Origin of the sequence: Nonomuraea sp. NPDC047529, assembly GCF_040642995.1 — a bacterium.
In the GTDB taxonomy this organism is placed as follows: Bacteria; Actinomycetota; Actinomycetes; order Streptosporangiales; family Streptosporangiaceae; genus Nonomuraea.
Genome location: NZ_JBEYTJ010000002.1, coordinates 222,638 through 244,857 on the forward strand (window position 1 = coordinate 222,638; position 22,220 = coordinate 244,857).

22 protein-coding genes are annotated in these 22,220 nt (G+C 71.8%); 11 read left to right on the forward strand and 11 right to left on the reverse strand.

What is annotated here, in order from left to right:
- Positions 1–23: 23 nt before the first annotated feature.
- Positions 24–1,514 (forward strand): M48 family metallopeptidase, encoded by a 1,491-nt coding sequence (locus ABZ815_RS04625; RefSeq protein WP_357693937.1) that lies wholly within the window; start codon positions 24–26, stop codon positions 1,512–1,514.
- On the opposite strand, the gene ABZ815_RS04630 is transcribed toward ABZ815_RS04625, so the two are convergent.
- Both ABZ815_RS04630 and ppdK read right to left on the reverse strand, forming a co-directional pair.
- Complete coding sequence (locus ABZ815_RS04630) at positions 1,511–1,981, reverse strand: GNAT family N-acetyltransferase (protein WP_357693939.1); 471 nt, start codon at positions 1,979–1,981, stop codon at positions 1,511–1,513. The genes ABZ815_RS04625 and ABZ815_RS04630 overlap by 4 nt on opposite strands.
- Positions 1,982–2,272: 291 nt before the next feature.
- Positions 2,273–4,909, reverse strand: coding sequence for a pyruvate, phosphate dikinase (ppdK, locus tag ABZ815_RS04635; RefSeq protein WP_357693942.1), 2,637 nt, complete (start codon positions 4,907–4,909; stop codon positions 2,273–2,275).
- Positions 4,910–5,314: 405 nt separating this feature from the next.
- On the opposite strand from ppdK, the gene ABZ815_RS04640 reads away from it, so the two are divergent.
- Complete coding sequence (locus tag ABZ815_RS04640; protein ID WP_357693944.1) at positions 5,315–5,758, forward strand: hypothetical protein; 444 nt, start codon at positions 5,315–5,317, stop codon at positions 5,756–5,758.
- Between the two features lie 45 nt (positions 5,759–5,803).
- Here ABZ815_RS04640 and ABZ815_RS04645 read toward each other — a convergent pair whose 3' ends face one another.
- Together ABZ815_RS04645 and ABZ815_RS04650 are read right to left on the reverse strand one after the other, a co-directional pair.
- Positions 5,804–6,976: a HAMP domain-containing sensor histidine kinase gene (locus ABZ815_RS04645; RefSeq protein WP_357693946.1), complete on the reverse strand. Its 1,173-nt coding sequence runs from the start codon at positions 6,974–6,976 to the stop codon at positions 5,804–5,806.
- Positions 6,973–7,635, reverse strand: a complete 663-nt coding sequence (locus ABZ815_RS04650; protein WP_357693948.1) for a response regulator transcription factor — start codon at positions 7,633–7,635, stop codon at positions 6,973–6,975. Before ABZ815_RS04650 ends, ABZ815_RS04645 begins: the two co-directional genes overlap by 4 nt.
- A 181-nt stretch (positions 7,636–7,816) precedes the next feature.
- Here ABZ815_RS04650 and ABZ815_RS04655 point away from each other — a divergent pair, with 181 nt between their 5' ends.
- Complete coding sequence (locus ABZ815_RS04655; RefSeq protein WP_357693949.1) at positions 7,817–8,695, forward strand: dienelactone hydrolase family protein; 879 nt, start codon at positions 7,817–7,819, stop codon at positions 8,693–8,695.
- A 68-nt stretch (positions 8,696–8,763) separates the two neighbouring features.
- Here ABZ815_RS04655 and ABZ815_RS04660 read toward each other — a convergent pair whose 3' ends face one another.
- Positions 8,764–10,149, reverse strand: coding sequence for a glycine--tRNA ligase (locus tag ABZ815_RS04660; protein WP_357693950.1), 1,386 nt, complete (start codon positions 10,147–10,149; stop codon positions 8,764–8,766).
- Between the two features lie 94 nt (positions 10,150–10,243).
- Positions 10,244–10,531 (reverse strand): antibiotic biosynthesis monooxygenase, encoded by a 288-nt coding sequence (locus ABZ815_RS04665; RefSeq protein WP_357693952.1) that lies wholly within the window; start codon positions 10,529–10,531, stop codon positions 10,244–10,246.
- 57 nt (positions 10,532–10,588) lie between these two features.
- Between ABZ815_RS04665 and ABZ815_RS04670 the strand changes: the two genes are divergently transcribed.
- The 5 genes from ABZ815_RS04670 to ABZ815_RS04690 all read left to right on the forward strand — a co-directional run bounded on the left by ABZ815_RS04670 (position 10,589) and on the right by ABZ815_RS04690 (position 13,934).
- Complete coding sequence (locus ABZ815_RS04670) at positions 10,589–10,933, forward strand: DUF6703 family protein (RefSeq protein ID WP_357693954.1); 345 nt, start codon at positions 10,589–10,591, stop codon at positions 10,931–10,933.
- 76 nt (positions 10,934–11,009) lie between these two features.
- Positions 11,010–11,918: a zinc ABC transporter substrate-binding protein gene (locus ABZ815_RS04675; protein WP_357693957.1), complete on the forward strand. Its 909-nt coding sequence runs from the start codon at positions 11,010–11,012 to the stop codon at positions 11,916–11,918.
- The gene (locus tag ABZ815_RS04680; protein WP_357693959.1) at positions 11,915–12,679 is read left to right on the forward strand and encodes a metal ABC transporter ATP-binding protein; all 765 of its coding nucleotides are present in this window, start codon (positions 11,915–11,917) and stop codon (positions 12,677–12,679) included. Before ABZ815_RS04675 ends, ABZ815_RS04680 begins: the two co-directional genes overlap by 4 nt.
- Positions 12,676–13,548, forward strand: coding sequence for a metal ABC transporter permease (locus tag ABZ815_RS04685; protein WP_357693962.1), 873 nt, complete (start codon positions 12,676–12,678; stop codon positions 13,546–13,548). The genes ABZ815_RS04680 and ABZ815_RS04685 overlap by 4 nt, the downstream gene beginning before the upstream one ends.
- Complete coding sequence (locus ABZ815_RS04690) at positions 13,545–13,934, forward strand: transcriptional repressor (RefSeq protein ID WP_357693965.1); 390 nt, start codon at positions 13,545–13,547, stop codon at positions 13,932–13,934. Before ABZ815_RS04685 ends, ABZ815_RS04690 begins: the two co-directional genes overlap by 4 nt.
- Here the strand turns inward: ABZ815_RS04690 and ABZ815_RS04695 are convergent.
- Positions 13,874–14,791 carry a DMT family transporter gene (locus ABZ815_RS04695; protein WP_357693967.1) on the reverse strand — a complete coding sequence of 306 codons (918 nt, stop codon included), beginning with the start codon at positions 14,789–14,791 and terminating at the stop codon, positions 13,874–13,876. The genes ABZ815_RS04690 and ABZ815_RS04695 overlap by 61 nt on opposite strands.
- Positions 14,792–14,882: 91 nt before the next feature.
- On the opposite strand from ABZ815_RS04695, the gene ABZ815_RS04700 reads away from it, so the two are divergent.
- Positions 14,883–15,410: a CGNR zinc finger domain-containing protein gene (locus ABZ815_RS04700; protein ID WP_357694645.1), complete on the forward strand. Its 528-nt coding sequence runs from the start codon at positions 14,883–14,885 to the stop codon at positions 15,408–15,410.
- A 258-nt stretch (positions 15,411–15,668) separates the two neighbouring features.
- On the opposite strand, the gene ABZ815_RS04705 is transcribed toward ABZ815_RS04700, so the two are convergent.
- The 4 genes from ABZ815_RS04705 to recO form a co-directional block, all read right to left on the reverse strand.
- Positions 15,669–17,258 (reverse strand): polyketide antibiotic transporter, encoded by a 1,590-nt coding sequence (locus ABZ815_RS04705; protein ID WP_357693970.1) that lies wholly within the window; start codon positions 17,256–17,258, stop codon positions 15,669–15,671.
- Positions 17,255–18,163 carry an ABC transporter ATP-binding protein gene (locus ABZ815_RS04710; RefSeq protein WP_357693972.1) on the reverse strand — a complete coding sequence of 303 codons (909 nt, stop codon included), beginning with the start codon at positions 18,161–18,163 and terminating at the stop codon, positions 17,255–17,257. The genes ABZ815_RS04705 and ABZ815_RS04710 overlap by 4 nt, the downstream gene beginning before the upstream one ends.
- Before the next feature lie 116 nt (positions 18,164–18,279).
- The gene (locus tag ABZ815_RS04715; RefSeq protein ID WP_357693975.1) at positions 18,280–19,062 is read right to left on the reverse strand and encodes an isoprenyl transferase; all 783 of its coding nucleotides are present in this window, start codon (positions 19,060–19,062) and stop codon (positions 18,280–18,282) included.
- Positions 19,059–19,793, reverse strand: coding sequence for a DNA repair protein RecO (recO, locus tag ABZ815_RS04720; RefSeq protein ID WP_357693977.1), 735 nt, complete (start codon positions 19,791–19,793; stop codon positions 19,059–19,061). Before recO ends, ABZ815_RS04715 begins: the two co-directional genes overlap by 4 nt.
- A gap of 140 nt (positions 19,794–19,933) precedes the next feature.
- On the opposite strand from recO, the gene ABZ815_RS04725 reads away from it, so the two are divergent.
- Both ABZ815_RS04725 and ABZ815_RS04730 read left to right on the forward strand, forming a co-directional pair.
- Positions 19,934–21,442 carry a CDP-alcohol phosphatidyltransferase family protein gene (locus tag ABZ815_RS04725; RefSeq protein ID WP_357693980.1) on the forward strand — a complete coding sequence of 503 codons (1,509 nt, stop codon included), beginning with the start codon at positions 19,934–19,936 and terminating at the stop codon, positions 21,440–21,442.
- Positions 21,439–22,158 carry a DUF5941 domain-containing protein gene (locus ABZ815_RS04730; RefSeq protein ID WP_352323408.1) on the forward strand — a complete coding sequence of 240 codons (720 nt, stop codon included), beginning with the start codon at positions 21,439–21,441 and terminating at the stop codon, positions 22,156–22,158. The genes ABZ815_RS04725 and ABZ815_RS04730 overlap by 4 nt, the downstream gene beginning before the upstream one ends.
- Positions 22,159–22,220 lie beyond the last annotated feature (62 nt).

Below are 22,220 nucleotides of genomic sequence, written 5' to 3' on the forward strand. Positions count from 1 at the left end.
CCCTTCCCCGGGAGCCCTCCCCCATGACGACAGCGTTCCGAGCGGTGCTGGCCTTCAGTCTGCTCGCCGGCTTCTACGTGCTGGTCGGCATCATCCTGGCGGCCGCCGTGTTCTTCGACGTCCTGCTGCTGGTGGACTTCCACGCCACGGCGCTGAAGGCCGCGATCGTGCTCACGCTGGCGGCGGGCGCGCTGGTGCGGGCGCTGTTCATGGTCGGCCGCCGCCAGGGGGGCGAGCAGCCGGGCGTGCAGGTGGGGCGCGAGCACGAGCCCGCGCTCTGGCAGGTGGTGGAGGACCTGTCCCGGCGGGTGCGCACCGCGCCGCCCGACGAGATCCGGCTGGTCCCCGAGGTGAACGCGGCGGTCTCGGAGGACACCCGGTTCCTGGGTTTGCGCGCGACGCGGCGGCGGATGTTCATCGGCCTGCCGCTGCTGCAGACCCTCACCGTCGACGAGCTGCGCGCCGTGCTCGGGCACGAGCTGGGGCACTACAGCGGGGCCCACACGCGGCTGGGCGCGCCGGTCTACCGGGGGCGGGTCTCGCTGATCGCGACCGTGCAGGGGCTCGGCAACCATCCGCTCATCCAACGGCTCTTCGCCGGGTACGCCAAGCTCTACCTGCGGGTCTCCCAGGCCGTGTCGCGCCGGCAGGAGCTGGAGGCCGACGAGTTCGCGGTGGCGATCGGCGGGCGACAGGCCATGTCGGGCGCGCTCCGCAAGATCCACGACACCGCCCTGGGCTGGGACCTGTACGTCGGCGACTACCTGTCGCTGACCGGTGTGGGCGGCTCCCGGCCCGCCTCGGTGTTCGGCGGCTTCCACGCGCTGATGAACGACCCCGGCCGGCAGGCCGAGATCGCCCGACTCGGCGAGCGGCCCGAGGACGTCTCGCCGTACGACTCCCATCCCAGCCTGGCCGACCGCCTGGCCGCCATCGCGAACCTGCCGGAGCCGGAGCACGTCCCCGATCCGCGTCCGGCGCTGACGCTGCTGCGCGACCCCGACGTGGCGGCCGAGGCGGTGGAGCGGTCGATGTGGACGCCGGAGGCGCTGGCCGGGCTCCGTCCGGTGCCGTGGGACGAGCTGGTGGCCCAGGGCATGTACGCCGGGCGCAACGCCGAGGCCCTGCGCGACCTGGCGGTGGCGGGGCAGCGGGTAATGGGGGCCACGCGCCCCTACCTCGACGCGGCCTTCGAGGCGATCGCCAGGGGCCGGGGGGCCGAGCTGGCCGGGCAGCTGCGCGAGCTGGGCTGGAAGCCGTCCGAGACGCTGCTCGCCGGGGTGCTGGGGCAGGCGCTGGAGGCGGTGCTGATCCAGCTCGGCGAGGCCAGGTGGACGCTGTCCTGGTCGGGCCCCGCCCGGCTGCTGTACGACGACGGCGAGGAGGTGGCCCTGGCCGAGTACGCGGCCAGGGTCGCCGGCGATCCGGAGGCGGTGGCCGGGCTGCGGAAGTGGCTGGGCGACCACGGGATGCGGCACGACTACGTGCCCCTGGAGGAGGCCCTGCCCCGCTAGCCGGGCGTGGGAAGGCTCGCGGCCGGCCGTCGGACCATGAGGACGTCCACCTGGTCCTCGCCCTCGACGGTGAAGCCGTGCCGTTCGTAGAGCCGCTGGGCGGCGCTGCCCCGCAGCACGATCAGGCGTACGGGCGCGCCCTCGGCGTCCGCGCGGTCCAGCAGCGTCCGCAGGACGGCCGAGCCGAGCCCGCGTCCCTGGAGGGCGGGGTCGAGGTAGAAGTGCTCCAGCCAGCGGCCGTCCTCGGCGGGGCGCAGGGTGACGCAGCCCGCGAAGGCGCCGCCGGCCAGGATGACGGAGGTGTGGCCGGGAGAGAAGGAGTCCCGGAACCGCTGACGCACCCGGTGCTCGTCGTAGCGGCCCAGCCGCTCCAGGTCGGGGCGCATCACCGTCGCCCGCAGTTCCGCGATCGCCTCGACCTCGTCCGGCCCGGCGGTGCGCAGCTCCCAGTCCACGAGATTTTCCATGGCGGAAAGTATCGCAATGACCGGTTTTGAGGTGATCTCCGGGTCTGTCGACAAGAAGTCAACAGATCCTCAACCGGCCGTTCCTAGGATCCGTCCCGAGGAGCGCTCCTCCAGGGAGCGCCGGCAGGGAGGGAACCCGTCGTGAACCTAGGCGTCCCGGAGATCATCATCGGCTTCGTGCTCTTCTTCCTCCTGATCGGGCTCGTGGTGTTCACCGCCGTGGTGCTGGCCAACCGGCGGCGCGGGTAGCGCGCGGGAGGCGGCCGGGGCCGGGCCCGGCCGCCGGGCGGGTCAGCGGGTGTCGGAGTCGGTGTCGGCCAGGGCGGCGCGACCGGCCTCCAGCCGGGCCACCGGGATGCGGAACGGGGAGCAGGAGACGTAGTCGAGGCCGACCTCGTGGCAGAAGTGCACCGAGTCGGGGTCGCCGCCGTGCTCGCCGCAGATGCCCACGTGCAGGTCGGGACGGGCGGCGCGGCCCTCCTCGACGGCGATCCTGACCAGCCGGCCGACGCCGTCGCGGTCGAGGGTCTCGAACGGGCTGACGCCGAAGATGCCGAGCTCCAGGTAGCGCGAGAAGAACGCGGCCTCCACGTCGTCGCGGCTGAAGCCCCAGGTCATCTGGGTCAGGTCGTTCGTGCCGAAGGAGAAGAACTCGGCGGCCTCGGCGATCTGGCCCGCCGTCAGCGCCGCCCTCGGCACCTCGATCATCGTGCCGATCAGCGCCTCGACGCCGGTCTCCGCGAGGATCCCGGCCGCCTCCTCGCGTACGGACTCCAGCTCCTGGACGGCCGCCACCAGCGGGATCATGATCTCCGGACGCGCGCCCGGGACCTCGGCCGCGGCCTGGGCGATCGCCCGCACCTGCATGGCGAACAGCCCGGGGATCACCAGGCCGAGGCGCACACCGCGCAGGCCCAGCATCGGGTTCTGCTCGTGCAGCCGCTTGACGGCGGCCAGCAGCCTGCGGTCCTTGTCGGTCACGTCGGGCGAGGTGGCCACCTTGACCGCCAGGTCCACGAGGTCGGGCAGGAACTCGTGCAGGGGCGGGTCGATGAGCCGGATGGTGACGGGGTCGCCGCCCATGGCCTTGAAGATGCCGATGAAGTCGGCCTTCTGGAGGGGTTCGAGGGCGTCGAGCGCGGCCTGCCGCTCCTCGTCGCCGTCGGCCAGGACGAGGTCCTCCACGAGCCGGCGGCGCTCGCCGAGGAACATGTGCTCGGTGCGGCACAGGCCGATGCCCTGGGCGCCGAAGCGGCGGGCCCGCGCGGCGTCCTCGGGGGTGTCGGCGTTGGCGCGCACCCGCAGCCGCCGGACGGAGTCGGCGTGGGCCATGATCCGGTCCACGGCCCTGACCAGGTCGTCGTCCGGCTGCGCGCCCTCGAAGTACTCGACCACCGCCGAGTCCACGACCGGGACCTCGCCGAGGTAGACCTCGCCGGTGGTGCCGTCGATGGAGATCACGTCCCCCTCGGAGACGACCTCGCCGCCGGGCGCGGTGAACCTGCGCTCGCCGGTGGAGACGTCCAGCTCCTCGGCGCCGCACACGCACGTCTTGCCCATGCCGCGGGCGACCACGGCCGCGTGCGAGGTCTTGCCACCGCGGCTGGTCAGGATGCCCTTGGCGGCGATCATGCCGGCCAGGTCGTCGGGGTTGGTCTCGCGGCGGACGAGGATGACGTCCTCGCCCCGGCCGGCCAGCTCGACGGCGCGCTCGGAGGAGAAGACGACCTTGCCGACGGCGGCGCCCGGCGAGGCGTTCATGCCCTTGGCGATCTTCTTCTTCTCGGCGCCGCCGTCGAAGCGGGGGAACATGAGCTGGGCGAGCTGGTCGCCGGTGACGCGGGTGACGGCCTCGTCCAGGGTGATCAGGCCCTGGTCGACGAGCTGGGTGGCGATGCAGAACGCGGCCGCGGCGGTGCGCTTGCCGACGCGGGTCTGGAGCATCCACAGCTTGCCGCGCTCGATCGTGAACTCGATGTCGCACAGGTCCTTGTAGTGGTTCTCCAGCGTCTCCATGATCTGCAGCAGCTCGTCGTAGGAGGGCTTGTCGAGGCGTTCGAGCTCTTGCAGCGGGATGGTGTTGCGGATGCCGGCGACGACGTCCTCGCCCTGGGCGTTCTGCAGGTAGTCGCCGTAGATGCCCTGCTGGCCGGAGCCGGGGTCGCGGGTGAAGGCGACGCCGGTGCCGGAGTCGTTGCCGACGTTGCCGAAGACCATGGCCACGATGTTGACGGCGGTGCCGAGGTCGGCGGGGATGCGCTCCTGGCGGCGGTAGAGGATGGCGCGCGGGGCGTTCCAGGAGTCGAAGACCGCCATGACGGCCAGCCGCATCTGCTCGCGGGGGTCGGCGGGGAAGTCCTTGCCGGTCTGCTCCCGGACGATGCCCTTGTAGGTCTCCACGAGGCCCTGCAGCTCGCCGGCGTCGAGGTCGGTGTCCTGGCGGCGGCCCTTCAGCTCGTCGAGCGCGTGCTCGAACAGGTCGCCGTCGAGGCCGAGGACGGTCTTGCCGAACATCTGGATCAGCCGCCGGTAGGAGTCCCAGGCGAAGCGGTCGTTGCCGCCGGCCTGCTTGGCCAGGCCGTGGACCGACTCGTCGTTGAGCCCGATGTTGAGGACCGTCTCCATCATGCCCGGCATGGAGAACTTCGCGCCCGACCGTACGCTGACCAGGAGGGGGTCGTCGGCCTGCCCGAGGCGGCGGCCCATCTGGGCCTCCAGGGCGTCCAGGTGCTCGGCGACCTCGCGCTCCAGGCCGTCGGGAAGAGCGCCTTCCGCCAGGTAGTGACGGCAGGCTTCAGTGGTGATCGTGAATCCGGGGGGGACGGGCAGCCCGAGATTCATCATCTCGGCGAGATTCGCGCCCTTTCCACCGAGAAGATCCTTGAGATTCCTGTTGCCCTCGGTGAAGTCGTAAACGTACTTGGCCACCACAGCTCCAATCCAACGCTTCTGTCCCGGACTCTACCGGCGAAATTGATGATGAAACTGCACTCCTCGGTTAAGTCATCGTTTATGCAGGTCAAACGCCTACCACAGGTCTAATCCAATTATAGGGACCACTACCCGATAAATTGGTTTATACCAATTGGTTTACACCAATTCTTGAGAAAGAGGAGCCGGGCCGCAGAATCGGATCACACCTGCGCCAGGAGGTCGCCACGGCCGTCTCCCGCCGAGCCCAAGCGTCGTGCAGGGCCCCGCCAAGGCCGCCGATGGGCACGGTGACGCACCTGGGCGGCCCCGCCCGGGGCGCCGGCGGCATGATCGCTCAACGTGACCCAGCTCGGCTCGTTCCGCGATATGGACGTGATCGGGACATGACACTCTGCTCGCATGCCCCGCACGACGCCACGAGGCCTGATGGCCGCCTGCCTGGCTTTGGCGCTGTCCGCCTGCGGCTCGGGAACGCCCGAGCCCGCCGCAGGGTCGCTGCTACCGGGGGCGGAGCAGCGACACGCGACCCAGCTCAGGCCTGGAGACTGCCTGGTGTCGATCCCCGACGACCTGATCGCGACGCTCGTCCCGTGCGGCAACCCGCACAGGGCCGAGTTCGGCATGATCTACGTCGTGCCGGAGGGTCCGTGGCCGGGCACCGAGCAGGCCAGGCGGCAGGCCAAGAGCTTCTGCGCGCCGCGGCTGCGGGTCAAGCAGGAACGGCTGAGCGACGTCGAGGTGACCGCGCTGCCGCCGCTGGAGGCCGAGTGGCCGCGTCACCGCACGGCGTACTGCGTGGCGGTGGCCCGGCGGGGGCAGCTCGTCGGGCGCGTCCTGGAGTAGGCACGAGGGCCTCGGGCGCGTCCTGGAGCAGGCGTGGGGGCCGGGTCACGCGAGGATCGGGTTGGTCTCGGGCGACGGGCCCGGCGCGCCGTCGCGCGGCGGCAGCCACAGCACGAACGTGGCCCCCTGCCCGGGCGCGGAGAACACCGCCACCCGCCCCCCGTGCGACTCCACGATCTGCCGGACGATGGCCAGGCCCAGGCCGGTGTGCCGGTCGCGCCTGCTGGCCTCGCCGCGCCAGAACCGGTCGAACACCCGCTCCTGCTCCGCCGCGCCGAGCCCGGGGCCGTCGTCCCTGACCGCGACCCACAACCAGCCGTCCGACCGGCCGGCCCCGACCCGGACGCGGCCGCCCGGCGGGGTCAGCCGCACCGCGTTGGACAGCAGGTTGGCCACGGCGCGGCGCAGCGCGTCCTGGTCGCCGGTCATCTCCAGGTCCCGGTCCAGCGCGCGGGTGATCGTCAGGCCGCGGGCGGCGGCCGGCGCCGCGTACTCCTCGCACGCCTCCCGCGCCACCCTGCCCAGGTCGAGGTCGGTGTCGGCGAATGCGGTCGCCTGCCGCCGGGCGCTGGCCAGCAGGTCCTCCACGAGCCTGGTCATGCGGGTGGTCGCCCGGTCCACGATCTGCACGGCCCTGGCCCGCTCCTCGTCGCTGGCCTCCGGCGAGGCGAGCACGGCGTCCACGTTGGCCCGGATGATCGTCAGGGGGCTGCGCAGCTCGTGCGAGGCGTCGTCGATGAGCCGGCGCTGCGCGCTGAACGCCTCCTCCAGCCGGTCGAGCATGGTGTCGATGGTGTCGGCCAGGTCCTTGAGCTCGTCGCGCGAGCCCCCCAGCCTGATCCGCCGGGTCAGGTCGGTCGCCTGGATCTCCTCCGTCGTACGCGTGATCGACCGCACCGGACGCAGCACCCGCCCCGACAGCACCCATCCGATGCCCAGGGACGCCAGGTAGAGCCCGGCCAGGGTGGCCAGCGAATAGTCGCGCAGCGTGGCCAGCGTCCTGATGTTGACCTCGTTCTCGACCTCCTCGATGAAGACGACCTCCTGCTTGCCCACGTACTGGTTGCCGCGGTACGCCTTGGCGTACTCGGTGGAGTACGGGCGTTCCTCGGTGGTCTTGGAGACGGCCGCGTAGATGCCGCCGAGCACCAGCGCGGCCAGCACGAACAGCAGCCCCGAGTAGAGCACGGTGAGCCGGAAGCGGATGGTGTGGATCACGCCGGCTCCTTGAGCCGGTAGCCGCGGCTGATCACCGTCTCGATGAGGCCGTCCTCCTGGAGCTTGCGGCGCAGGTTGCCGACGGTGACCCGGACGGTGTTGGTGAACGGGTCGGCGTGCTCGTCCCAGACGTGTTCGAGCAGCTCCTCGGTGGAGACGACGTGGCCGGGACGGGTCATCAGGTAGTGCAGCACGCCGTACTCCTTGGGGGTCAGGGCCAGGGAGCGGCCGTCGAGGGAGACCTCCATGCGGGCGGTGTCGATGCGCAGCCCGCCCACCTGGAGCACGGCGGTGCCGCCGGTGTCCCTGCGCAGCAGCGCCCGTACCCGGGCCAGCAGCTCGGGGAAGGCGAACGGCTTGACCAGGTAGTCGTCGGCGCCCTCGTCGAGGCCGCGTACCCGGTCGTCGAGGCGGTCGCGGGCGGTCACCATGATGATCCGCACGCCGCGGCCGGCGGCACGTACCGAGCGGCAGAGCTGGAAGCCGTCGCCGCCGGGCAGGTTCAGGTCGAGCAGGACCAGGTCGTAGGTGTTGACCTCCAGCTTCTCGTGCGCCGACGGCGCGTCGTAGGCCACGTCCACCGCGTAGCCCGCCCGGACCAGACCCACCCGTAACGCGTCGACCAGGTCTTCCTCGTCCTCGACCACCAGCAGTCGCATGATCTTGACCCTAGTTCCGGATGGGGTGTCACGCCATGGGTCGGATCGGCCTTCCCGGCCCGGCAACACTGCACCAAACACCCGCGAAAAACCACATAACTATCGCCTTTACACGATTTTTCGGTGTTGACAGTTAGATCTTTCGACCATGACGCCCTTCCAGCGATATTTGGCAGAAGAAGTGGCACTCGATCACGTTGAGGGCCTGATCTCGCGGCGCGAGGCCCTGCGCCGCCTGGGCCTTCTCGGGCTCGCCCTCCCCGCCGCCACTGCTCTCCTCGCCGCCTGCGGCGCCACCCCGGACACCGACCCGGCGAGCCCCCCGGGGCCGCAGACGGCCTCGCCGCCCGGCGCGGCCTCCCCCGCGGGCCCGCCGCCGCTCCCCACACAGGCGATCACCTTCCCCGGCCCGGACGGGACCACGTTGCGGGCCGCCTGGTCCCCGGCCGCCGACCCCAAGGGCGCGGTGCTGGTCATGCACGAGAACCGCGGCCTGACCGACCACATCCGCTCGGTCGCCGGCCGCCTGGCCGCGAGCGGCTACTCGGCCCTCGCGCCCGACCTGCTCTCCCACGAGGGCGGCACGGCCGCGTTCGCCGACACCGCGCAGGTCACGGCCAAGCTGGGCGAGATCCCGCAGGAACGGTTCGTGGCCGACATGAAGGCGGCCGTCGGCGAGCTGCGGAACCGGGCCGAGGGCGTCCGGCTGGGCATGATCGGCTTCTGCTTCGGCGGCGGGATGACGTGGCTGCTGCTGTCGTCCGGGGAGGACCGGCTGGCCGCCGCCGCGCCCTTCTACGGCCCGCTGCCCGACGACGCCGATCTGACCGGCGCGCGGGCGTCCGTCCTGGCGATCTACGCCGAGCAGGACGACCGCGTCAACGCCACCAGGGACGCGGCCGAGACGGCGCTGACGAAGGCCGGGCTCACCCACGAGCTGGTGACCGTCCCGGGCGTCGGCCACGCCTTCTTCAACGACACCGGCGCCCGCTACGACGCGCGGGCCGCCGCGCAGGCCTACGACTACGTGCTGACCTGGTTCGGCCGCCACCTGTCCTGAACCGGCGGGGCCTCAAACGGCGAGCGCCGCCCGCGGCCGAAGCCGGGGCGGCGCTGGTGGTGCCGAGGTCAGTCGTTGAGGCGCTGACGCAGGTAGGAGTCGACCTGGTCGATGGCGATGCGCTCCTGGGCCATGCTGTCGCGCTCGCGGATCGTCACCGCGTGGTCTTCGAGGGTGTCGAAGTCGACGGTGATGCAGAACGGGGTGCCGATCTCGTCCTGGCGGCGGTAGCGGCGGCCGATCGCGCCCGCGTCGTCGAACTCGACGTTCCACCGCCTGCGCAGCTGCGCGGCCAGGTCGCGGGCCTTCGGCGACAGGTCGGCGTTGCGCGACAGCGGCAGCACCGCGGCCTTGACCGGCGCAAGCCGGTGGTCGAGCCGCAGCACCGTGCGCTTCTCCAGGACGCCCTTGGCGTTGGGCGCCTCGTCCTCGGTGTAGGCGTCGAGCAGGAAGGTCAGCGTGGCCCGGTCGACGCCGGCGGCCGGCTCGATGACGTAGGGGACATAACGCTCACCGGTGTCCTGCTCGAAGAAGCTCAGGTCGACGCCCGACGCCTTGGAGTGGGCGGTGAGGTCGAAGTCGGTGCGGTTGGCGATGCCCTCCAGCTCGCCCCACTCCGAGCCCTGGAAGTTGAAGCGGTACTCGACGTCGACGGTGCGCTTGGCGTAGTGGGACAGCTTCTCCTGCGGGTGCTCGTACAGGCGCAGGTTGTCCTTGTTGATGCCCAGGTCGGAGTACCAGCGGAAGCGCTCGTCGATCCAGTACTGGTGCCACTCCTCGTCGGTGCCGGGCTTGACGAAGAACTCCATCTCCATCTGCTCGAACTCGCGGGTGCGGAAGATGAAGTTGCCCGGGGTGATCTCGTTGCGGAAGGACTTGCCGACCTGGCCGATGCCGAACGGGACCTTCTTGCGCGCCGACTGCTGCACGTTGAGGTAGTTGATGAAGATGCCCTGCGCGGTCTCCGGACGGAGGTAGGCCAGGCCCGACTCGTCCTCGACCGGGCCGAGGAAGGTCTTGAGCAGGCCGCTGAACTGCCGGGGCTCGGTGAAGGTGCCCTTGTTGCCGCAGTTGGGGCAGGTGACGTCGGCCAGGCCGTTGTCGGGCTCCTTGCCGTTCTTCTCCTCGTACGCCTCGACGAGATGGTCGGCGCGGAAACGCTTGTGGCACGACTGGCACTCGGTCAGCGGGTCGGTGAAGGTCTCGACGTGGCCGCTGGCCCGCCAGACCTCGGGGGCCAGGATGACGCAGGAGTCGAGGCCCACCACGTCGTCGCGCGACTGGACCATCGACAGCCACCACTGCCGCTTGACGTTGTTCTTCAGCTCGATGCCCAGAGGACCGTAGTCCCACGACGCGCGAAGTCCGCCGTAGATCTCGCTCGACGGGTAAACGAGCCCGCGGCGCTTGGCGAGGCTGACGATGGTGTCCATGACGTCGGTGCGTCGTGCCATTTTGGTTGCGTCTCTTTCCGGCTGGAGGTCGGCGAGTGAATTCGATGAGATCCCAGCTTAGGGGACGCTCACCCGGTCTCGCGCGCGAGTAACGCTACGCACCCTCTTGCGTGTACACGTCCTCGTACGCGCTGGGTTCGTTGACCATGAGGATCATCAACGGGTACATGACCATCCTGGAGGCCGACAGCGCCCTCCGGTAGAACCCCGCGCCCTCCCATTCGCTGATCAGCGCCCACAGATTGGGCTCGTCGACCGAACGGGCCAGCCGCCCGCGCCGGTAGCCCGGCTGGGCGGCGAAGGTGTCGAGGATGGCGTGGCCCTGCTTGAGGAAGTCCTGAGACTGGGACTCTGGCACGGTGTATCGGATCACGGCGAGCACCAGCCCAGCCTAGAGGTGCGCACCCTGCTGTCACGCGAACTCCCATAGGCTCTCGACGTGGCCTCCAAAAACAAGCGCCCGCTGCCCCAGGGCGAGCAGTTCTTCACGCCGGGCGCGAGCGGCGTCCGCAAGGCCGTCGAGCGGCGCAGCGCGATCCCGATGACGTTCCTGTTCACGCAGGTGCCCAGGTGGGCGACGCCCGCCGTGCTGGTGATCCTGCTGCTGGCCGCCTTCGCGGTGGGCAACTGGCTGGGCGGCGTGGCGGCGCTGGCGGCGCTGGCGTTCGTCGGCTGGCTGGCGTACCTGTCGTGGCCGTCGCTGGGCGTCGGCGGGCGGCTGCTGCGGGTCGCGATGGTGGTCTTCCTGGCGATCCTGGCGGCTGACCGGTTTGGGGCGTTCTAGTCCGGCCCGCCGGAGATTTTGACAATCATTTTCATTTTCCTCCATACTTGAGGGCGTGATGTCCCGTACGCCCCCAATGCGCGCCGTAACCTTCCTCGCCGGAGCAGCCCTGCTGGCCACGTCCGCCTGCGGCGCCGGGTCGGCGGAGACCGCCGCGGACGGCAGGCCCGAAGTGATCGCCGCCTTCTACCCGCTCCAGTGGCTCACGGAGCAGGTGGCCGGGCCCGACGCGAACGTGACCGTCCTGACCGCGCCCGGCGTCGAGCCGCACGACCTGGAGCTGGGCATCCAGCAGATGACCAAGCTCCAGGACGCCGCGCTCACGGTCTACGTCAAGGGCGTGCAGCCCGCCGTCGACGACGCCGTCTCCGGCGACACGGCCTTCGACGCCGCCGCCGTCGTCACGACGATCCCGGCGGGCGGGCACGCCGGTGAGGAGGGGCACGCGGAAGAGCACGCAGCGGAGCACAACGTCTCCTACGACCCGCACATCTGGCTCGACCCGTCCCGGCTGGCCACGGTCGCCGGCAAGCTGGGCGAGCGCCTGGCCGCCGCCGACCCCGCCCACGCGCAGGCGTACGAGGACCGCGCCGCCAAGGCGGCGGGCGTGCTGGGCGGCCTCGACCAGGAGTTCGCCAAGGGCCTGGCCGCCTGCGCGGGAAAGACCCTGATCACCGCGCACGAGGCGTTCGGCTACCTGGCCGACCGCTACAAGCTCAAGCAGGTGGGCATCACGCTCGACCCCGAGACCGAGCCGTCGCCGAAGCGCCTGTCGGAGGTGGCCGCGCTGGCCAGGTCCGAGGGCGCCACCACGATCTTCACCGAGTCCCTGGTCAGCCCGAAGGTGGCCGAGGTGCTGGCCGGCGAGGTCGGCGCGAAGACGGCCGTGCTCGACCCGCTGGAGAGCAAGCCCGCCGGCGACTACCTGACGGCCATGCGCGGCAACCTGGAGACCCTCCGGACGGCGCTGGGGTGTGCGGCATGAGCGAGACGGCCTTCGCGATGACCGACGGCCGGGTCGGCTTCGACGGCCGGCAGATCCTGCGCGGCATCGACCTGACCGTCCGTCCCGGCGAGGTCGTGGCGCTCCTGGGCGCCAACGGCTCGGGCAAGTCCACCCTGGTCCGCGCGCTGCTCGGCCTCACCCCGCTGTCCGGCGGCCGGACCCTCCTGTACGGCTCCCCGCCCGCCAGGTTCCGCGACTGGTGGCGCATCGGCTACGTGCCCCAGCGCCTCCAGGTCGGCGGCGGCGTGCCCGCCACGGTCCGCGAGGTCGTGGCCTCGGGCCGCGTCGCCCGGCAGAGCCGGCTGCGCAGGACCAGCGCGGCCGACCGGGCGGCGGTCGCCCACGCCCTGGACGCGGTCGACCTGACCGGCCGGGCCGGCGACCCCGTGCAGTCGCTCTCGGGCGGCCAGCAGCAGCGCGTGCTCATCGCCCGCGCCCTGGCCGGCGAGCCCGACACGTACGTGATGGACGAGCCCACCGCGGGCGTGGACGCCGAGACCCAGCAACTCCTGGCCGGCACGCTGACAGGCCTGGTCCGCGACGGCAAGACGATCGTCCTGGTCGCCCACGAGCTAGGCCCGCTGGAGCCGCTGATCACGCGCGGCGTCGTGGTCCGGGAGGGCCGCGTCGCGCACGACGGCGAGCCGCCGCGGACCGGCGGCGAGCACGCCGGGCCGGGACACGAGCACCGACATCCGCACGCCGGACCGCCGACCGGACGGCAGGGAGAACCACGATGATCGAGCTTCTGCAGGAGAACCTCTTCCAGCTCGCGCTGATCGCCGCGCTGCTGGTGGGGCTGTGCGCGCCCGCGGTGGGCACGTTCATCGTGCAGCGCAGGCTGTCGCTGCTCGGCGACGGCATCGGGCACGTCGCGCTGACCGGCGTGGCGCTGGGCTTCCTGACCGGCACGGCGCCGGTGCTGACGGCCGTGGTCGTCTCCGTGCTGGGCGCGGTGGCGATCGAGCTGGTCAGGGCCCGGGGCCGGACCAGCGGCGACGTCGCGCTCGCCCTGCTGTTCTACGGCGGCATCGCGGGCGGCGTCATGCTCATGGGCATCGCGCCCGGCGGCAGCAACGCCAAGCTCAACTCCTACCTGTTCGGCGCCATCGCCAGCGTCACCCAGCAGGACATCTGGATCATCGGCGCGCTGGCCGTGGCGGTGATCGGCGTGGTCGTCGTCTTCGGCAGGGAGCTGTTCGTGCTCTGCCAGGACGAGGAGATGGCCAGGGCCAGCGGCCTGCCGGTGCGCTTCCTCAGCCTGCTGATCGCGGTCACCGCCGCGCTCACCGTGGTCATCGCCATGCGGGTGGTCGGCCTGCTGCTGGTCAGCGCGCTGATGGTGATCCCGGTGGCCACGAGCCAGCAGCTCACCCGGGGTTTCCGGGCCACGATGGGGCTGGCGATGCTGTTCGGCGTGCTCGCCTCGGTGGGCGGGCTGCTCGCCTCGACGATGTCGTCGCGGGTGCCTCCGGGCGCGGCGATCGTGCTTCTCGCCCTCGCCGGCTTCGTCCTGGCCCTCGCTGTCGGTAAATTCGTACGGCGAGGCCGTATCCAGGAGTCCCCAGTGAGCCGGCGACCACAAGTCCGTGTCGAGGAGGTCGCATGACGACGAGGCGCGATGCCGTGCACGACACCCTTCGCGGGAGCGAGGGGTTCCGCAGCGCCCAGGACGTCTATGCCGAGATGCGCCTGCACGGCGCCAAGATCGGGCTGACCACCGTCTACCGGGCGCTGCAGGCGCTGGCCGACTGCGGCCAGGTCGACGTGCTGCGCACCGACGAGGGCGAGTCCGTCTACCGCGCGTGCGCCAGCGACGACCATCACCATCACCTGGTGTGCCGTCGTTGCGGCCACACGGTCGAGGTGGCCGGGCCGGCCGTCGAGCGCTGGGCCGAGGCGGTGGGCAGCGACCACGGCTTCACCGAGATCACTCACACGGTCGAGGTCTTCGGCACCTGCTCGTCCTGCTCGGCGCCGGCCCGGGTGGGCTGAGGGCCGCGGGAGCCGTACAGGACGCCGAGCACGACCGCGGCGCATCCGGCCAGTTGCAGCGCCGAGGGCCGCTCCCCCAGCGTGAGGGTGGAGACGGCGACGGTGGTCATCGGCTGCACGAGCAGCAGCAGCGCGGTGAGCGCCGCGGGCTGCCTGGGCAGCGAGTACGTGATCAGCAGCCACCCCACCACCTGCGGCCCCAGGGCGAGCAGCAGCAGCCACCCGTGCGCCGGCCATGCCGGCGCCAGGTCGGCCCCGCCGAACAGCGGGCTGAGCGCCGCGATCAGCACGGTGGCCACGACGGTCGCCTGCGCCAGCGGACCCGCCGTCCGTCCCGGGCCGGCCTTCATGAGCAGCAGGTACGCGGCGTACACGACCGAGGTCGCCATCCCGGTGGCCGCCCCCATGACGGGGTCGAGCCCGTACGCCGCGCCGTCGAACACGCCGGAGATCAGCACGACCCCGCCGAAGACGATCGGCGTGCTCGCCATGAGCCGGTTGGAGGGGCGCTCGCGGAAGATGCCCCAGGCGGCGAAGGCCACGATGAACACCTGAAGGTTGCCCAGCACGGTCGCCAGGCCCGCGCCGACCCACTTGATCGACTGGTGCCAGAACAGCAGGTCGAGCGAGAACAGCGCGCCCGCGGCCCAGGCCCGCCACGCGCTCTTCCAAGGCAGGGGCCCCAGCTTCCGCCGTTCGAGCCAGGCGAGCAGGAGCATGGGCGGCACCGCGTACGCGCAGCGGAACAACGCCGACGTCGCGGGCGACACCCCGGACATGCGCACCAGCGGCGCGGAGGTGGAGATGATCAGTGCTCCGGCGATCGCGATCAGGACGATACGCCGATATGCACTCATGGAAACCCCCCGAGCCCCATGGGAGAGATACGCTGCGACCACGCTAGAACCGGCCCCGACAGGAGTCAACATGCCGTTTGGCCATGACATGGTGCATTCTTTGGCGACCGTTGTCGACCTGGTCAACACCTCGCCGTCCACCGGCGGCGACGACGACCTGGCCAGCCTGGCCGAGCTGCAAACCTTCGTGGAGTCCCGGCAGATCAGCGGCATCGGCGCGCTGACGGCCCGCGACCTCGGCCAGGTCCGCATGGTGCGCGAGGCGTTCCACCGGGTGTTCACGGCCTCCGACGTGGCGAGCGCCGTGCGCACCCTCAACGCGCTGCTCGCCGAGACGCGCATCACGCCCAGGCTGACCGAGCACGACGGCCATCCGCTGCACGTCCACTACTTCGCCACCGACGCCACACTGGCCGAGCACATGGCCGCCGACTGCGGCGTGGCGCTGGCGCACCTGCTGGTGGAGGGCGAGATGGAACGCCTGCGCACGTGCTCGGCCCCCGACTGCGACCGCGTGTTCGTGGACGAGTCCCGCAACCGCTCCCGGGTCTACTGCGACAGCCGCACCTGCGGCAACCGCATGCACGTCGCCGCCTACCGCGCCCGCCGCCGCGCCTGACCGTCCCCGATCACGCGAACCGCCCGCCCCCGCGATGACCGGGGGCGGGCGGCAGCCGCGCCGGATTCAGGGCGCTTCGCTGGACGTCTGCCACCACGGCGGCTTGGCGGTGGCGAAGACGTCGGAGCAGTTGCACGAGCCGCAACCTGGGATCATCGGCCCTCCTTCTTCGTGGGGGAACGGGTTGTACCCGCCTTCACCCGCTCTCAGCCTGACCCGCGTGACAGAATTCCCAATCCCGCCGTCGAGCCACGTTCCTCAGCCGACGTCGCGCCGCCGCAGGGCGAACAGCCCGCCGGCCGTGAGCGCGGCCGTCAGGGCGAGCAGCGTCAGCTCGGGCGCCGTGCCGAACGCCTGCCCCGCCATGATGTTCGGCAGGTAGTGGAACGGCTCGAACGGCGTGCCGCCCCACACCCCGTAGAAGGGGGCGACGACCTGGCCAAGCAGGGCGGTCAGGACCCAGGCCGCCCAGCACAGCGGCACGCTCGCCCGCGGCAGCAGCCCGTAGGCCGTCAGGCAGACCGCGCCGACGCACCAGGCCGCCGGAGCCTGGCTGAGCGCGGCGGCCAGGAAGCGCGGCGCGGTGCCCGCGAGGTCGCCGAGGAGCGCGGCGTACACGGCACTGAAGACGAGGGCGGCCAGCGCCAGCAGCGCGACCGTGCCGAGCGCGGCCACCGCCAGGTGCCCGGCCGCCCAGCGGACCCGGGTCAGGGGCGTGGACTGCACGTGGTCGGCGCGGCCCGAGGTCTCCTCGGCGCGCAGCCGCATGATCATGAGCACCGGGTAGAGCGCGATGCCGTAGGCGAGGATCAGCAGGTAGTACCACATGTACCCGTCGAGGGCGTCGGCCGCCGGGACGCCGAGCAGGGTCGTGATGTTGGTGACCACGACGCTCGGGCGGGCCAGGACGTCCTTGGCCAGCGGGCCCATCGCGCCGCCCACCGCCGCGAACGCCGCCGTCCCGGCCGCCCACTTCAGCAGCAGGCCGCGGTGCAGCCGCCAGGCCAGCGAGACCGGGCCGCGCAGCCCGGGGGCCTCCTCCTTGCCCGGACGTTCCGGCAGCAGGCCCGAGCCGAGGTCGCGGCGGCCGAGCAGCGCGTACGCCACCGCGCACAGCGCCCCGGCGGCCAGCGTGGACACGCCGAGCAGCCACCACCGCTCGTCCCGGTAGGCGTCCACCAGGTGGCTCCAGCCGAGCGGTGACAGGGCCTTGAGCCAGGGCCGGTCGCTCGCGTCGGCGGCGTAGCGCAGGACGTAGGCGAGGCCGAGGGCGTACAGGCCGATGACCGTGGCGGTACGGGCGTCGCGCGCCAGTTGCGCCGCGACGGCGGCGACGCCCGCGAACACCCAGCCCGCCACCACGACGGCGGCGCCGTAGGCGAGCGTGCCGACGGGTTCGAGGCCGGCGGCGAGCAGGGCGGCGGCGGTCAGCGCCCCGCCGGTCAGGCTGGTCGCCCCGGCGACCAGCAGGGCCGCGCCGAGCGGCGCCCGGCGGCCGACCACGCCCGCACGCACCAGTTCGGTCCGGCCCGCGTCCTCCTCCCTGCGGGTGTGCCGCACGACCGTCATCAGGGCGGCGAACGCGTTGATCACGTAGAGGAAGCCGCCGCTGCGCCAGGTCGCCAGCACCTCCAGGCGCGGTTCGACGACCCCACCGCCGAGCGCCCGGAAGAAGGCGTAATGGCGGACGACGTCGGTGTAGGCGAGCTTCAGCTCGTAGGTGCCCATGTTCCGGTTGATGTAGCCGACCATCGCCAGGCTCAGGGCCACGAGCAGCAGGAACCACCAGGGGGCGACGGCACGCTCGCGGCGCAGCGCCAGGCGGACGAGCGTCCCGGTGCCGCTCATCGCACGGCCTCCGCCCGCCGGCCGCCCTCGTAGTGGCGCAGGAACAGCTCCTCCAGCGTGGGCGGGCGGCTGTCCAGGGTGCGCACGCCCGCCGCGGTCAGGCTGCGCAGCGCCGCGCCGAGCGCGTCCGCGTCCACGTCGAACCGCACCCGGCCGTCCTCCGCGCGCAGGTCGTGCACGCCGGGCAGCCCGGCCAGCCCTTCGGCGGGCCGGTCGAGCTCGGCGTGGACGGTGGTGCGGGTCAGGTGGCGCAGGCCGGCCAGGGTGCCGCTCTCGACCGCGCGCCCGTCGCGGATGATCGTGACCCGGTCGCACAGGGCCTCGACCTCGGACAGGACGTGGCTGGACAGCAGCACGGTACGGTCGCCGCGCCGCCGCTCCTCCCTGACGACCTCCCGGAACGTCTCCTCCATGAGCGGGTCGAGCCCGGAGGTCGGCTCGTCGAGCAGCAGCAGCTCGGCGTCGGAGGCGAGCGCCGCGACCAGCGCGACCTTCTGCCGGTTGCCCTTGGAGTAGGCCCGGCCCTTCTTGCGCGGGTCGAGGCCGAACCGGTCGAGCAGGTCGTTCCTGCGCCCGCGGTCGAGGCCGCCGCGCAGCCGGCCCAGCAGGTCGATGACCTCGCCGCCGGACAGGTCCGGCCAGAGCGTGACGTCGCCCGGCACGTACGCCAGGCGACGGTGCAGCTCGGCGGCCTCGCGCCAGGGGTCGCCGCCGAGCAGGCGGACACTGCCCGCGTCGGCCCGCGCGAGGCCGAGCAGGATGCGGATCGTGGTGCTCTTGCCCGCGCCGTTGGGGCCCAGGAAACCGTGCACCTCGCCGGTGCGCACGGTCAGGTCGAGGCCGTCGAGGGCCCTGGTCCGGCCGTACGCCTTGACGAGTCCGGCCACCGAGATGGCGTCGCTCATGATCTGCCTCATGACTATTCGCTCGTACAGTTGACTACCCGAACGAGTAGGACGCTATATCAGCGTATAGTCGCCGTCCAGTGCGGCAGCTCAGCGGAGGTGCACTCGGGGTTTTCCTAGGCGCCGGGGACCTGGTTGGGGATCGCGCCGCCGTAGCGGCGGTCGCGCTTGGCGTACGTCTCGCACGCCTCCCACAGGTCGCGGCGGTCGAAGTCGGGCCAGAGCCGGTCGAGGAAGACCATCTCGGCGTAGGCCGACTGCCACAGCAGGAAGTTGGAGAAGCGCTGCTCGCCGGAGGAGCGCAGGAACAGGTCGACCGGCGGGATCTCCGGCTCGTCGAGGTAGCGGGCGAACACCTTCTCGTTCACCTTGGACGGCTTGACCCGCCCCGCCGCGATGTCGGCCGCCAGCTTGACCGCCGCATCGACGATCTCGGCCTGGCCGCCGTAGTTGACGCAGAACTGCAACGTCAGCTTGCTGTTGCCGACGGTCATCTGCTCGGCGGTCTGCAACTCGGAGATCACGCTCTTCCACAACCGCCCCGGACGGCCCGCCCAGCGCACCCGCACGCCCATGGCGTTGAGCTCGTCGCGCCGCCGCCTGATCACGTCGCGGTTGAAGCCCATGAGGAAGCGCACCTCGTCGGGCGAGCGCTTCCAGTTCTCCGTGGAGAAGGCGTAGGCGCTCAGGTAGGGCACGCCCAGCTCAAGAGCCCCCTCGATGACGTCGAACAGCGAGGACTCGCCCGCCTTGTGGCCCTCGGTGCGGGGCAGGCCGCGCGCCTTGGCCCAGCGGCCGTTGCCGTCCATCACGACGGCGACGTGCCGGGGCACGAGGTCACGCGGGATCGGCGGCGGGGTCGCGCCTGACGGATGAGGGGTCGGAGGCCGGACGTTCACGCATGCTCCCTTTCGACGTGTCGCAGAGAGCGTATTCCGTGTTCGAGATGCCATTGCAGATATGCGGCGACCAGACCGCTGCACTCGCTGCGGTGACGCGACTCCGAGGCGTCGGCGGTGGCCCAGTCGCCGCGCAGCAGCGCCGTCATGAGCCCGATCGTCTCCCCCGCCGGCACCGCCGAGCCCGCCGGGCGGCACGCCCCGCACACCACGCCGCCCGCGACGATGGCGAAGGCCCTGACCGCCGGGGCCTGGCACTTGGCGCACGCCTCCAGCGCGGGCGCGTAGCCGGCCACCGCCAGCGAGCGCAGGAAGTACGCGTCGAGCACCAGCCTGGCCTCGTGGACGCGCTCGGACAGCGTGCGCAGCCCGCCGACCAGCAGCAGGAACTGCCGCAGCGCCGGCTCCTTCTCGCCGTGGGTCAGCCGGTCGGCCGTCTCCAGCATGGCGCTGCCCGCGGTGTAACGGGGATAGTCGACGGCCAGCGCCTCGCCATAGGGCCTGATGGTCTCCGCCTGCGTGACCACGTCGAGCGTGCGGCCGGTGTGGAGCTGGAGGTCGACGTGCGTGAACGGCTCCAGCCGCGCGCCGAAGCGGGACTTGGTGCGGCGCACGCCCCTCGCCACCGCCCGGATCTTGCCGGTGCGCTTGGCCAGAACGGTGACGATGCGATCGGCCTCACCGAGTTTCTGCGTCCGCAGGACGACGCCTTCGTCGCGGTAGAGACTCACTTGCCCATCTTACGGCCGCACGCGAGGCATGTTCCGGGCATGCTCTTGTGACGCGACTTTGCCCTGCCGTCACTAGACTTTGACGTCTGTCCCCGCATCACCCGTTGTTCAACCCCCCGCTACTGCCTCGAAAGGGAGTCATGACCCGCGTGGTCCTGCTGGGCTCTTCGCCCGGCCCCGACACCTCTCCGACCGGCCTGAGGCTGGCCGCGCTGCCCGGCAATCCCACCGTGGCCGAGCGGCTGCGAAGCCAGCTCGCTTCCTATGACCCGCGGCCGGCCACGATCGAGACCGGCGACGTGGCCGCCGCCCTGCGCGCCCTGGCCGACGTCGCAGATTCGGCAACGGAGAACCTCTTCATCATCCCCCAGAACTCGGTCGTCCACGACGAGCTGATCTACCAGATCAGCAAGGCCAAGCGCGGCGCGCTGGCGCTCGTGGCCAAGGAGCCGCGGCTGGAGGTGACCGAGGAGGCGCAGGAGGACACCGTACCGATCGACGAGGCCGATCCGGAGATCGGCTACGGCCGCCTCGAAGGGCTGCCGGTGCGCGCCCGCGTCGGCAAGTCCCGCGTCGTGTCGGTCGGCACCGCCAACCACGCGGTGACCAGGCCCAACGCGGTGGTGCTCGGCCCGCTGCACATCAGCGCCCGCAACGCCCCCGTGCTCGCGCAGACCTGCCGCGAGCTGGCCCAGATGGCCGGCCGCTTCGGCAAGGACGACGACCTCGTCCAGCTCCTCGTGTTCGGCCTGGTGCGCAACGGCGTGTCGGTCGGCGTGCGCGGCCGCCGCGACCTGTTCTACCGCCGGGTGAGCACGCAGGAGGAGGTCAACGAGGCCGGCTCCGAGATGGCCGGCATGAACGAGGACCGCGCCCGGCTCAACAACGCGGTCAAGGGCGCCGACGGCTTCTTCACCACCTACTTCGTCTCCACCTACTCGCGCTTCATCGCCCGCTGGGCGGCGCGGCGCGGGCTGACGCCCAACCAGGTGACGCTGATCTCGATCACGCTCGGCGTGGCCGCGGCCGCCTGCTTCGCCACCGGCGACCGTCCGTGGATGGTCGCCGGCGGCCTGCTGATCTACTTCGCCTTCGTCTTCGACTGCGTCGACGGCCAGGTGGCCCGCTACGCCCGAAAGTTCGGCGTGCTGGGGGCCTGGCTCGACGCCACCTTCGACCGCTTCAAGGAATACGTGGTCTTCGCCGGTCTGGCCGTCGGCTGGGTCGTCTCGGGCAACGGCGACGACATCTGGATCCTGGCGCTGGCCGCCATCGGGCTCCAGTCCGTACGCCACCTGCTCGACTTCTCCTTCGGCATCTCCAACCGGCGCAAGCCGCCCGGGCAGCTCCCCACCCTCCCGCTCGACGCCCCCGACGACCGCGACCTGCGCAAGGCGCTGGAGCGGCGCAAGGCAGAGCGCAGCCAGGGCCTGCGCGGTGTGCTCAAGATGTGGACCAGGGCGGGCAAGTTCCGCGCGGTCCACTGGGCGCGGAAGATGATCGTGTTCCCCATCGGCGAGCGGTTCGCGGCCATCGCGATCACCGCCGCCCTCTTCGACGCCCGGATCACTTTCCTCACCCTCGTGATCTGGGGCTCCGTCGCCGCCGCCTACACCCTCACCGGACGCCTCATGAGGTCGCTCGTATGATCACTCAACCGCAGGCCATGGCCACCCCCACGCCGGACCCCGACGAGGAACGCCGCCGCATCCAGACCGCCCGCCTGCTCGCCTACCGCGACGACGGCCCGCTCGTGCACGCCCTGGCGGGCAAGCTGGGCAAGGGCCTGCCGCCCGTGCCCGCCACGCTCGTGGCGCTGCTCGCCGTCGTCGCCGTCACCGTCGTCGGGCTGCCCGACAAGGGGCCGCTGCTGCTCGTGCCGGTGGCGATCACGCTGCTGCTCGTGCTGCCGACCGCGCCGCGCGACCACCTGGGCCGCTTCGACTGGCTCACCCCGCCGCTGCTGCGCGGCACCGAGTTCCTCGCCATGATCGCGATCGGCCTGGCCGCCGGCGCGCCGAAGTGGCTGCTGTTCGTGCTGGTCTACGTGGTGGGCTACCACACCTACGACACCGTCTACCGCACCCGGCAGAGCATCTGGCCGCCCGCGTGGGTGTTCCACGCGGGGCTCGGCTGGGAGCTGCGCCTGCTGATCATCGGTGCGGGCGCGGCGCTGGGCTGGCTGACGCCGGTGCTCGCGGTGCTGACGGCGTACCTGTTCGTGCTGTTCGCGGTGGAGAGCGTGACGAGCTGGGTGCGTCTGGACAAGGCCTCTGCGCAGGCCGGCGCCGACGCCGAGCAGGACCTTGAGGCCTCGCCCGAGGACGCGCTCGAACAGGCCACCGGCGAGGCGGAGAAGGGCTGAGCGGCCACCTCCCCCTCCGGACACGACGCCGGGCACGACGGCGGTCACGGGCTCCCGACCAG

Bases quoted from the DNA above. Each gene is read 5' to 3' on its own strand.
- ABZ815_RS04625 (WP_357693937.1), top strand. From the start codon at position 24: ATGACGACAGCGTTCCGAGCGGTGCTGGCCTTCAGTCTGCTCGCCGGC.
- ABZ815_RS04630 (WP_357693939.1), bottom strand. From the start codon at position 1,981: ATGGAAAATCTCGTGGACTGGGAGCTGCGCACCGCCGGGCCGGACGAG.
- ABZ815_RS04640 (WP_357693944.1), top strand. From the start codon at position 5,315: ATGCCCCGCACGACGCCACGAGGCCTGATGGCCGCCTGCCTGGCTTTG.
- ABZ815_RS04650 (WP_357693948.1), bottom strand. From the start codon at position 7,635: ATGCGACTGCTGGTGGTCGAGGACGAGGAAGACCTGGTCGACGCGTTA.
- ABZ815_RS04660 (WP_357693950.1), bottom strand. From the start codon at position 10,149: ATGGCACGACGCACCGACGTCATGGACACCATCGTCAGCCTCGCCAAG.
- ABZ815_RS04675 (WP_357693957.1), top strand. From the start codon at position 11,010: ATGCGCGCCGTAACCTTCCTCGCCGGAGCAGCCCTGCTGGCCACGTCC.
- ABZ815_RS04680 (WP_357693959.1), top strand. From the start codon at position 11,915: ATGAGCGAGACGGCCTTCGCGATGACCGACGGCCGGGTCGGCTTCGAC.
- ABZ815_RS04685 (WP_357693962.1), top strand. From the start codon at position 12,676: ATGATCGAGCTTCTGCAGGAGAACCTCTTCCAGCTCGCGCTGATCGCC.
- ABZ815_RS04690 (WP_357693965.1), top strand. From the start codon at position 13,545: ATGACGACGAGGCGCGATGCCGTGCACGACACCCTTCGCGGGAGCGAG.
- ABZ815_RS04695 (WP_357693967.1), bottom strand. From the start codon at position 14,791: ATGAGTGCATATCGGCGTATCGTCCTGATCGCGATCGCCGGAGCACTG.
- ABZ815_RS04705 (WP_357693970.1), bottom strand. From the start codon at position 17,258: ATGAGCGGCACCGGGACGCTCGTCCGCCTGGCGCTGCGCCGCGAGCGT.
- ABZ815_RS04710 (WP_357693972.1), bottom strand. From the start codon at position 18,163: ATGAGCGACGCCATCTCGGTGGCCGGACTCGTCAAGGCGTACGGCCGG.
- ABZ815_RS04725 (WP_357693980.1), top strand. From the start codon at position 19,934: ATGACCCGCGTGGTCCTGCTGGGCTCTTCGCCCGGCCCCGACACCTCT.
- ABZ815_RS04730 (WP_352323408.1), top strand. From the start codon at position 21,439: ATGATCACTCAACCGCAGGCCATGGCCACCCCCACGCCGGACCCCGAC.